The 10,551-nt window shown below is 73.7% G+C and carries 9 protein-coding genes; 3 read left to right on the top strand and 6 right to left on the bottom strand.

Features of this window, described 5'->3' with window-relative positions:
- Positions 1-1,273: 1,273 nt before the first annotated feature.
- The 4 genes from AB0M99_RS32075 to AB0M99_RS32060 are packed head-to-tail and all read right to left on the bottom strand — an operon-like array spanning position 1,274 to position 6,132.
- Positions 1,274-2,605, bottom strand: a complete 1,332-nt coding sequence (locus AB0M99_RS32075; RefSeq protein WP_365926707.1) for an AAA domain-containing protein — start codon at positions 2,603-2,605, stop codon at positions 1,274-1,276.
- Positions 2,602-4,176: a hypothetical protein gene (locus AB0M99_RS32070; RefSeq protein ID WP_365926705.1), complete on the bottom strand. Its 1,575-nt coding sequence runs from the start codon at positions 4,174-4,176 to the stop codon at positions 2,602-2,604. Before AB0M99_RS32070 ends, AB0M99_RS32075 begins: the two co-directional genes overlap by 4 nt.
- Complete coding sequence (locus AB0M99_RS32065; RefSeq protein WP_365926704.1) at positions 4,164-5,357, bottom strand: hypothetical protein; 1,194 nt, start codon at positions 5,355-5,357, stop codon at positions 4,164-4,166. Before AB0M99_RS32065 ends, AB0M99_RS32070 begins: the two co-directional genes overlap by 13 nt.
- Complete coding sequence (locus tag AB0M99_RS32060; RefSeq protein WP_365926702.1) at positions 5,287-6,132, bottom strand: phosphatase PAP2 family protein; 846 nt, start codon at positions 6,130-6,132, stop codon at positions 5,287-5,289. The genes AB0M99_RS32065 and AB0M99_RS32060 overlap by 71 nt, the downstream gene beginning before the upstream one ends.
- Before the next feature lie 155 nt (positions 6,133-6,287).
- On the opposite strand from AB0M99_RS32060, the gene AB0M99_RS32055 reads away from it, so the two are divergent.
- Positions 6,288-6,884 carry a histidine phosphatase family protein gene (locus AB0M99_RS32055; protein ID WP_365926700.1) on the top strand — a complete coding sequence of 199 codons (597 nt, stop codon included), beginning with the start codon at positions 6,288-6,290 and terminating at the stop codon, positions 6,882-6,884.
- Between the two features lie 75 nt (positions 6,885-6,959).
- Here AB0M99_RS32055 and AB0M99_RS32050 read toward each other — a convergent pair whose 3' ends face one another.
- Complete coding sequence (locus AB0M99_RS32050; protein ID WP_365926698.1) at positions 6,960-8,318, bottom strand: tetratricopeptide repeat protein; 1,359 nt, start codon at positions 8,316-8,318, stop codon at positions 6,960-6,962.
- Positions 8,319-8,662: 344 nt separating this feature from the next.
- Here AB0M99_RS32050 and AB0M99_RS32045 point away from each other — a divergent pair, with 344 nt between their 5' ends.
- Both AB0M99_RS32045 and AB0M99_RS32040 read left to right on the top strand, forming a co-directional pair.
- Positions 8,663-9,049 carry a hypothetical protein gene (locus AB0M99_RS32045; protein ID WP_365926696.1) on the top strand — a complete coding sequence of 129 codons (387 nt, stop codon included), beginning with the start codon at positions 8,663-8,665 and terminating at the stop codon, positions 9,047-9,049.
- Positions 9,050-9,079: 30 nt separating this feature from the next.
- Positions 9,080-9,958: a fused MFS/spermidine synthase gene (locus AB0M99_RS32040; protein WP_365926694.1), complete on the top strand. Its 879-nt coding sequence runs from the start codon at positions 9,080-9,082 to the stop codon at positions 9,956-9,958.
- A 12-nt stretch (positions 9,959-9,970) separates the two neighbouring features.
- Here AB0M99_RS32040 and AB0M99_RS32035 read toward each other — a convergent pair whose 3' ends face one another.
- A complete protein-coding gene (locus AB0M99_RS32035; RefSeq protein WP_365926692.1) occupies positions 9,971-10,513 on the bottom strand; it encodes a hypothetical protein in 543 nt (180 codons plus the stop codon).
- Positions 10,514-10,551 lie beyond the last annotated feature (38 nt).

Raw genomic sequence — 10,551 nt, 5'->3', positions numbered from 1 at the left:
AGGGGCAACCGGCTGAAAGCCATACCCGGTGTCTCTGGATCTCTGGACCTTACGACGGCCCGTTCAACCCATGCCAACAACGTAGGACCGGCTGACCGGGCTGGGTGCACGCCACCGCCCAGAAGAAGATACGGGCCTGATGGGTTTCGTTACAGCTCTGCACCGGCGCGCTGGCGCTGGCAGGCGACGCCGCCGCCAGCGGCAGGACCACGGCCGACGCTACCGCCGACAGAGCCGCGAGCAGTCTTCCCCGTAAATGCAAGATTCCCCCTACTGAAGCATGATCATTTAGATGACCAAGCGAACCTACCGAATCGATGCATGCGGCAACCGGTTCGTCGTCAACTTGACCGGAACCGGAGGAAGGCTGGCTCAACCGCCGTCCCGGAGCCCTCGGATGCCGTTTACGGGCAGAGAGTGACTGTCAGCGGGAGCTCGGCTGGCTCGACAATCCTGGCGATGAGCGTCTGGCCGTGTTGTGGGCTGTGCCGGTCTGGCCATCGCGTTATTCGACGAGGGCGAGGCCGGGCAGTGCGCCGGGGCGACCCACGGGGTGTGTGACGACGAGGCCCGCGTCGACTGCACACTCGTCACGCTTCGACCCAACGCGCTGCTCGACGCCACCCGCCGGTACGGGACCGACGCAGCCCGCCGGTACCACCGGCCCGGGGACGGGAGCGCCGAACACCTCCGGCCCGACGAGCCGCGTATTCCGGAGGAGTGGCCAGGTTCGCGTACGAGGTATCCAGCGCAGCTCGCGGCCTCGCGGCGGTCCAGGAGTGGGTGAACCAACTCCAGATCGACAACGACCCCACCGCGTGATGACCGTTGGTGGAGGCTGTCACGCTTCGTGCTCGCAGAAATGAGTAGTTCTGAGAGATCGCGGACCCCCACCGGACCAAGTCCGGTTTGCCCCTGATCTTCGTTCTCACAACCTCTCGCAAAGCAGCTTTCGCACAAAGCCCTTCGCGATAGGTTCTGCTGCGGGCAGGCGGGGTTCCCGTTCCCGAGATCGCCCGCAAGCTCGTCATCACCTCGGGCAAGAACCAGGGCAAGCGCCCCTCGGTCGCCACCGTCTACCGCATCCTTGCCGAGGATGAAACGGAGAGCTGAACAGCCATCAGGGCTTCAAGATCAACTCATTGCCCCTTTGACCCGTATCTCGGCGATACCCCATGCGCGGGCTGCCTTGGCTGCCCTGCCGCCCGAGAAGCGCTCCCTGACGTTGCGGATGCTCATGGACGAAGTGACGGGCTCCTGAGGCCACCAGGCGCTACGGCCGCCACGGGACACGGTGGTTGGACCAGAAATCCCACGTGGACATCATCGCCTCCCAGCCGTCCGGGAACTTCACCGTCACGCCCAGCTGGACCGGTTCCGTCGAGGGGTGGTCGTCCAGGAGTTCCGCGATGCCCGCCCGGGCCACCACCACGCAGGCGTGCCGGTGCCGCGAGGCCAGCACGCACAGCCGGCCCGTCTCCAGGTGGAAGGCCGTCGCGTCCGGGCGGCCCGACAGCGGGTGCAGCACCACCGTGAGGTCGTACTCGCGGCCCTGGAGCCGGTTTGCGGTGTCCACCGTCACCCCGGTGACGCCCAGCGCCGTCAGCGCCGCGCGGACCGCCGCGGCCTGGTCGCGGTGGGCGGTGCCGACGGCGATCCGGTCGGCCGTCAGCGGGACCGGCCCCGGCGACTGCTCGTCGGTGGACACCGCCCCCCGGTCCAGGGCCCGGCGCACCACCAGCGCCACCGCCCGTACCGCCTCCGGGTCGGTACGGGGCGTGTGCCGGGCCGGGAGCTCCAGCAGCCCCCACCCCGACTCGGCGGCCTCGTCCAGCACCCGGTCCGGGCCCGAGCCGTCGCCCGCGACCCCGAACGTCAGGCTCCGGTCCCCGTGGTCCGTACCGCTGCGGAACTGCGTGTACGGGTAGAAGGCGCGGGAGACCAGCGGCGCGGCCGTCGCCGGGAGCCGCCACGACACCGGCAGCCGGTGCTGCGGCAGCTGCGGGTTGTGCGCCAGCAGGGTGGACACCGCCGACGCCGAAGGGTCGTAGGACAGCCCGGCCCACTGCTCCGCGCCGACCACGCTGAAGGGGTCCAGCTGCCCCGGGTCGCCCACGAACAGCGCTCGGTCGAACAGCCCGGCCACGGCCAGCAGCGCGTCCGAGCGCATCTGGTACGCCTCGTCGACGATGGCGTGCTCCCAGGGCTCCACGTCCTTGACGTAGGCCCACTTCGCCGCCGTGGAGATGGTGATCGGCAGCTCGGCGAGGTCCCCCGGCTTGGCGGAGAGCACCACCGACGGCAGCTCGCGCAGGGCCGGGTCGTACGCGTCGCCGTCGCTGCTGTGCAGTCGGCCGACCTTGAGCTCCGGGTCCTTGTCGGCGAGCCGCAGCACCAGGTCGTCCACCTGCGCGTTGGTCTGCGCCACCACCATCAGCCGGCGTCCGGCCGCGGCCAGCTCGCGCGCGGCGCGGACCACGAGCGTGGACTTGCCCGCGCCGGGCGGGGAGTCGACGACCACGCCCCGCTCGGTGCCGTGCAGGGTGTCGCGCAGGATGGCGGCGGTCGCCTCGGCGGCGGCCGCGCCCGGGTCGAAGGCGGTCACAGCAGGTCCTCGTCGGTCACGGCGTCGGGCAGGGGTACGGAGCTCAGGTGCCCGGGGGGCCCGCCGTGCGTCCACGGGGTGTGCTCCGGGTCCGGCAGCTTCGGGCCGCCGCGCGCGTCGTGCTCGAAGAGCGTCCAGCACACCCGGTCGCCCTTCTCGGGCACCGAGCCCTCGGCCGGCTCCCGGCCCGTACCCATCTTGTCGAGCACGCGCAGCACCAGCTGCCCGTCCTCCTCGCGGCGGACGAACTCGAAGGCCTGCTGGCGCCCGTCCAGCGAGCGGAACACCTTCCCGCCGCCCCCGTCCGCCAGTTGGGGCCGGTCCTCGGTGGCCACCGTCACCAGCGGGCGCGGGCGGGGCCGCTTCGCCTCCGTCCACTCCATCACCACCTCGGTGACCTCGCCCGCGAAGGCCTCGCCCGCGTGGCGCCGGCCCGCCATGACGAGCGGATCGTCCAGCGCCTCCTGCGCGTCGAGGCGTACCTGCTCGGTCTCGCGCGTGGCCAGCTTCTGCGCCGCCGTCACCGCGTCGTCCCGGCGCGGCTGCGGCGGTTCGCCCGCGCGGACGCGGTCCCGGTGGCCGGTGAAGGACCAACGGTCGCGGGTCCAGCGCTCCTCGGTCCGCTCGCCGGGCGGGAGCGAGCGCAGCAGGTCGACCGCCTGCCAGGTCTGCCGCCAGGTGTCGCGCATCTGCTCGGCGACCAGGGCGTGGACCGCCCGTTCGGCGAGCCGCGCGTGGGCGCCGTCGCGGGCCCCGCCCGCCGCCCGGGCCGCGTCGAACCGGGCGATGGCCGGGGCCAGCAGCTTGTTGTCGAAGGCCGGGTCGGTGGCCGGCCCGGCCGGCGGGTGGAGCAACTGGCCGTCGCCGTCCCGCGCGAGCTCCACGCGCAGCGCCCACTCGGCTCCCGAGGCGCCCTCGGGCGGGTCGATCCAGCCCAGCAGTGCGCCGAGGTGCTGGTCCTCCAGGTTGCTCTGGCCGGTCGCCCAGTGCCGCCCGAGCAGCTCCGTGGCGGACAGCAGCATGGAGGACCCGGGCACCCGGGAACGTTCGGAGAGGTGCGTGAACCAGCGCCCCAGCAGCGGGACCTGGGCGGGCGCCGGGTACGGGTTCTCGGGATCCTCCTCGGCCGTCCGCCGGAACCGCATGGACCGACCGAGCAGGCGCACGTACTCGATGCCCGACCGGCTCGGCACGATGATCTGCGGCGCGTCCACGCACAGCTCGGCCTCGACCTTGACCTTCTTGCCGCTCTCCGGGTCGGTCTCGGTCCGCTCGGCCGGCTCCACGACGTCCGCGTACGCGTCCAGGTACGGCACGATCTGCGCGGCCAGTTCGGCCAGGAACCCCCAGCGCAGGTCCCGGTCGCGGGGCTGCGGTATGACGAGGATCCGCGGTTCGTCCCGGTCGCTGCCCAGCATCGCGCCGAGCGGAGCCCCCGCCTCGCCGGCCGTGGTCAGCGGTACGAGGACCAGCGGGCGCTCGCTCAGATGGCGGTGCCGTACGGTCGCGAGCGGCTGGGCGCGGCCCGCGCGGACCGCCTCCAGCCGGGCCAGGGTGCTCAGCAGGGGCATTCGGGGCCCTCCGGGGCGTGGTGCGGCGGCCGGGCGGCGGCCAGGTCCAGGGCTTCGGCGCGCAGCCGGGCCGCCCGGTGCAGCGCGGCCGCGGTCGGATCCCCTGCGGGGCCTTCGGCGGAGCACGGCCCGCCGGCCGCGGCGGCGAGGGCCGCCTCGACGGTGGTCAGCCCGCCCAGCTCGCCCCGTACGGAACGGCCCAGCGCGGTCGGCTCCCCGGCGGCGCGGGACCGCTCCCGGCAGTGGAAGGCCAGCTCGCAGGCGGCCAGGCACTCGGGGGCGTAGGCGGCGGCGACGGCGGAAACGGCCTCGGTCAGCTCGGCGGCGGGCCGGGCCGGGTCGAAGCTAAGCCCCTCGGGCAGCTCCGCGGCCAGCTCCTCGACCAGGGCGAGGCGCTCCAGCTGGCGGCGGGTCACGGAGCGCTCCCGGCGGACGTCGACGGGCGCCGCGGTGGGCACGTTGGAGAAGTCCTTGGGGCACACCAGCAGCGCCGTGTGCCCGACCTCGGCGCCGGTCAGCTTCCCGGCGGTCGTCTCCAGGGCCAGCACGTACACGGCGGCCTGGCGTGCGGCGGCGCCCACCTTCGCGGAGTCGGCGGCCCCGTCGATCATCGGGAAGGACTTGATCTCCACGACGGTCCAGCGGCCGCCGGGGTGCACCACGACGGCGTCGGGCTCCAGGTAGGCGGGCGTGCCCGCCACCTCCAGGGCCAGCATCGGGTGGTCGAGCAGGGTCCAGCCGCCGGCCGCGGTGGCTTCGCGCAGCGCGAGCGCGGTGCGCGCGGCCCGGCCCTCGGGTCCGGCGGCGGTGAGGTCGGGGACCCTGGCGTCGGGCCCGGGCGGCTCGGCTCCGGCGCCGAGGTGCTCGTACACCAGCCGCAGCAGCTCGGCGCCGCCGTCGCCCTTGACCTTGGCCTCGAAGGAGTTCCCGCGCACGATGGCGAACTGCGACTGCCCGAAGGCGGCCGGTGAGCCGAGGGCCGCGGCCAGGGCGGTCTTGTCCACGCCCGCTCCGTCGAGCAGGGCGCGTCTGCCGCAGCCGGGGTTGGCGGCGAGCGCCGCCAGCGCGCGGGCGTCGAGCGGGCGCGGGGGCACGGCGGGACCGCGCAGCTCAGCGAGCCGCTGCCGGAGCGTCGTCTGCGGAGTTCTCTGCTGCGGGCCGCTGGGCGGGTAGGAGCTCACCCGCGGAAGTGTCCCATCCGCCACTGACAATCGTGGACTTACCGCGGAAACCGCCTGCTCGTGCGGACAGCGCGGTCGCCACGAGGTAGCCGATGCCCATCACGGCGGCCCCGGCGGCGGCGTCCAGGAAGTAGTGGTTGGCCGTGCCCATGACCACGAGGGTGGTGGCTGCGGGGTAGGCGACGGCGAAGGCCCGCGTCAGCGGGTGGCGTCCGTGGCGCCAGAGCACGACCCCGCACCACAGGGCCCATCCGACGTGCAGGCTCGGCATGGCGGCGAACTGGTTGGTGAAGGAGCCGAGCCCGCGCGGGGCGCTGGCCTCGGCGCCCCACCAGCCGTAGTCGCTGAAGCGGGCCATCGTGTCGACGAACCCGTACGCGGGGTCGAGCAGCCGGGGCGGGCAGGTGGGCATCAGGGCGAAGCCGACGAGCCCGAGGAGGGTGGAGGCCATCAGCCAGCTGCGGGCCGCGCGGTACTGCCGCGGGCGGCGGCGGTAGAGCCAGACCAGTACGGCCGGGGTGATCAGGTAGTGCAGCGAGGCGTACATGAAGTCGGCGGGTATGCCCAGCGAGCCGTGAAGGGTGAACAGCCGGTTGAGCGGCCGTTCGAAGTCGATCCGCAGGAGTTCCTCGGCGCGCAGGATCGCCAGTCCGTGTTCGACGGCGAGTCCGGTGTCGCCCCGGGCGAGGAGTCTGCCACCCGAGTACGCGCCGTAGACGAGTCCCAGGAGCAGCAGTTCGGCCCACCATCGAGGGGGCTGCTGCCGATTAGTCATACAACGTAAGACGTGTGTAAGGCGGGGGAGGTTGCCCGGCGTTCATGTGATGGATGATGGGTGGACGACAGAATCGCCGCAAAGATGCGCGAACTCGTGCAAACCAGCCCATGTACACCAGCTCATGCGAACCCTACGGACCGGGAGAAACTCATATGGCCCCCCGCATCCTCCTGGCCCGGCACGGCCAGACGGCGTGGTCCCAGCTCGGCAAGCACACCGGACGCACCGACGTGCCCCTGCTGGAGGAGGGCCGCAGGGGCGCGAAGCTGCTCGGCGAGCGCCTCGCCCGCGACCCGTGGAACGGCCTGCGCGGTCTGGAGGTCCGCACCAGCCCCCTGGTGCGCGCGAGCGAGAGCTGCGACCTGGCCGGCTTCGGACTGCAGGCCGAGTCCTGGGACACGCTCATGGAGTGGGACTACGGCGACTACGAGGGCATGGCCCCGGCCGAGATCCAGGCGGTCCGGCCCGGCTGGCTGATCTGGCGCGACGGGGTCCCGGGCGGCGAGTCCGTCGCCGAGATCTCCGCCCGGGCGGACGAGGTGGTCACCTGGGCCCGCTCGGCGGAACGCGACGTCCTGGTCTTCGCCCACGGCCACGTCCTGCGCACCCTGGCCGCGCGCTGGCTCGGCTTCGACGCCTCCTTCGGCGCCCGCATCCGCCTGGACCCGACCTCGCTGTCGGTCCTGGGCTGGGCGTACGGTGCCCCCGCGCTGGAGCGCTGGAACGACACGGGGCACCTGGACGGCTAGGGGGTGCCAGGCGACCCGGGCCCGGCCCTGATCCGCCAGACACCCCCTAGCGGTGCCCCGCCGCGGCCGGCCGGGTCAGACGGCCGCGTGGCGGGTCAGGAACGCGCCCACGCGCGGGGACCGCTGGTGGGGCACCAGGGCCCGGGCCGTCTCCGCCAGCATGGACCGGATCCGGGTGGACTGGACCTCGGCGAGCAGGTCCAGCACCCGGCCGCCCGCCCAGGCGGCCTCGTCGGGGGCACCGGCGCGGGCCAGGTCGTCGGCGAGCTCGGCGGTGTAGAAGGCCACGTTCCGGGCGAAGTGCGGGTCCTGGAGGTCGGCGGCCCGGCGGGCGTGCCGGGCCGCGCGGGCGTGCTCCCCGAGCGCCGCCCAGCACCGGGACTCCAGGGACTCCAGCTCGGCCTCCCCGAAGAAGGACATCCACTCCGGGTCGGCGCCCGTCGCGCCGCGGGAGAACTCGGTGTGCGCCCGGGCCAGCGCCTCCTCGCAGGCTTTGCGGTCGGCGAGCCCCGCCCAGCCGCCCGCCTCGCGCAGGGCCAGCAGGGAGAGCAGCCGCGGGGAGCCCAGCGAGCGAGCGGCGCGGCGGCCCGCCTGGGCCGCCCGTACCGACTCGCGCGGGCGTCCGCAGTCCCGGGCCAGGAAGGCCATGTTGCTGAAGGCGTGCGCCTCCAGGCCGGCGTTGCCGGAGACCCGGGCCGTGGCCAGCGCCTCCGAGTAGTGCGAGCGCGCGTCCTCGAAGCGGCCGGAGTCGTGCGCGAGCCAGCCCACCGAGATGGCCAGCTCGCCCGCGCCGGCGTGCAGCCGGTCCTCGGTGGACTGCCGGGTGGCCCCCGCGTCGAGCAACGCGTAGGCGGTGCACAGGGGTTCCGCAGCACGCCGGTACAGCGCGTCGGCCCCGTGCCGGTCGTCCAGCAGCCGGATCTGGCGTACGGCGTCCTCGACCGCGGCGGCCTCGGACTCGCCGGCGCGGGAGGGCATCCGGCGGGTGTCGCCGAGCAGGGTGAGGCCGAGCGTCGCGGCCGCCACGGTCGCGGAGCCGCCCGCCATGAACGCGCGACGCAGCACGTCGCTCTCCTTGGGACGGGAACCGGAGTCCGCAGCGGAACCGCCGCGGACGCCGGGGCGTTGGGTGAAGGGGGAGAACGGGGAGGAGGCGCCCTGTTGCGCCGAGCGTCCGCGGACGCTCTCGCGCGGGGGGAAGCCGAGGTCGGCCAGGGTGCGGCCGGGGAACATGTGCAGGAAGACCCGCTCGTAGGCGTAGTTGGGGCAGCGGATCTCCCCGGACTCGACCCGGCCGATGTAGCGGGCGTCGCAGGAAACCGTTTCGCCGATCTCCTTGGCCGCCCGGCGCACCATGGCCGCGAACTCGGCCGGGGAGTGCTGTCCGCGCAGCCGTCGGAAGGAGGAGTTGGGTGAGTGGGGGAACGCCGCCATGGACGTGGCCTCTCTGGTACATCTCTGGCAAGGAACGCACTGCCGGTGACTGTGACCCGGTGACTCCGGTTTCTCCGACCCGACTCTGTCCGTGGTGTGTGACGCTGCGGTGTCGCTGAGGTCCGGCGCGCATGAACGTACCGCCAGTGACGGGGGGTTCATGCACCGTTTGGCTACAAAACGGATATCTCACCCGCGATCCGCCATGAACTGCCATCCTTTGCAGCGTCTTGCCGCCGCACCCGTTGACGTTTCCGCGCGTTGAACCCATACGGAGTGGGAGGCGACTCCCCGCTCCCGGCTCGTATGCGGATCGAGGAGGGGTTCCCTTGGTGGAGGGCGGCATGGAGAGCATCGGAACGAACACCGCGCCCGACGGGGAGCCGGACCTGGTGACCGTGCCCACCCGCCAGGGACTGGAGGCCGTGGACATCATCCGCCGGGCCGCCAGCCAGGCCGGCGGGGTCGGCCCGGTGCTGCACGACGGATCGGGCGACACCCTCGGCTTCCTCGTCCCGCCCGGCACCGCCGATGCCTGGGACCTGCCCGGCAGCGCCTGTACGCAGACCGACGGGCGCGGGATGCGCTTCGGCGACTGCTCGCCCTCCGCGGGCGCCGCCGCCTGGCTGCTCCCCCCGGAGGCCGTCGGGCCGGTCACCGACCCGGAGGTGCTGCGCGCCGCGCTCGGCGAGGCGGCCCGGCTGATCGAGGCCGCCGACAACTGCCGCTGACAACCCTCGCTGACCAGGCACAATGGGACGGTGGCGAGCAAGGGCAGAGGCAAGCAGCAGCAGCGCGGGCGCACCGCCCCCGAGGCGGTCTCCGGGCAGGTGGACGGCGGCCTGGCCGAGCTGGCGCCCGACCGGGAGCGCCCGGGTGCCTGGACCCTGCTGATCGACGGGGCCCCGCAGTCCCATGTGGACCTGGACGACCCCGGGTATCTGGACTTCGCGTACCAGCGGCGGATCGGCCACCTCATCGACCTCGTCGCCCCCGCCCGGCAGCCCCTGAACGTGGTGCACCTGGGCGGCGGCGCCTTCACCCTCGCCCGCTACACGGCGGCCGGCCGGCCGCGCTCCACCCAGCAGATCGTCGAGATCGACGCCGGGCTCGTGGCCTTCGTACGGGAACACCTGCCGCTGGACCCGCAGGCGCGGGTCCGCGTCCGGGCGGTCGACGCCCGGGCCGGGCTCGCCAAGATCCCGGACGGCTGGGCCGACCTGGTGATCGCGGACGTGTTCGACGGCGCCCGCACCCCGGCCCACCTGACCAGCACCGAGTTCCTGGACGACGTACGCCGGGTCCTCACGGCCACCGGCTGGTACGTGGCCAACCTCGCCGACGGTCCGCCGCTCGCCCACCTCCGGGGCCAGATCGCGACGGCCGCGTCCCGCTTCGCGTACCTGGCCGTGGCCGCGGACCCGGTGGTCTGGCGGGGGAAACGCTTCGGCAACGCCGTCATGGTCGCCGCCGACCGGGAGCTGCCGCTCGCGGAGTTCACCCGCCGCGTGGCGAGCGACCCCCACCCCGGCCGGGTGGAGCACGGCCGCGCCCTCACCGACTTCGCCGGCGGCGCCGCCCCGGTCTCGGACGCCTCCGCCCAGCCCTCGCCGGAGCCCCCGCCCTCGGTCTTCCGCTGAGCCGGCGCGGCGTCAGCCGTTCCAGACCTCCACGGCCGGCGGATGGTCGTGCCAGGTGCAGAAGACCGACACCTCGCGTCCGTCGCGGGTGAAGGTGACCCGGATCCAGACGTCCTGTTTCCAGACCTGCATCCGCCAGCCGGCCGCCGGGGTCGCCGATACCAGCTCGGCCGAGGAGGCGCCGAGGTCGAAGACGACCAGACCGCCCGCCACGGTGTACGACTTCACGTTGCCCGACTCACCGCCCCCGCCCCGGCGGCCCGGGCTCGCGCCGGCCGAGGGCTTCGACGAGGGCTGGGCGGAGGAGGCCGCCGGGGACTGCGAAGGGGCCGCCGACGCGGACGACGGCGTCCCGGAGGGCTCCGGGGACGAGGACCGGGGCGAGGGATCCGCCCGGTACGTCGAGGAGGACAGGGGCTGCGTGGTCAGCGGCACCGCGAGGGGCCGGTCGTAGGCCGTACCGGACATGACGGTGTGCACGCCCCACCACGACAGCGTCACCGCCGCCCCGGTCGCCAGCGTCCAAGCCATGGCATGTACAAGTCCTCGTCGCATCAGTGGACATACTGCACCACCCGTCACAGAGGTGGCCC

The sequence above is a fragment of the Streptomyces sp. NPDC051183 genome (assembly GCF_040682455.1).
Lineage (GTDB): Bacteria > Actinomycetota > Actinomycetes > Streptomycetales > Streptomycetaceae > Streptomyces.
The sequence above is the reverse complement of the archived record's forward strand: the minus strand, read 5'-3'. Positions and strand labels throughout refer to the sequence as shown.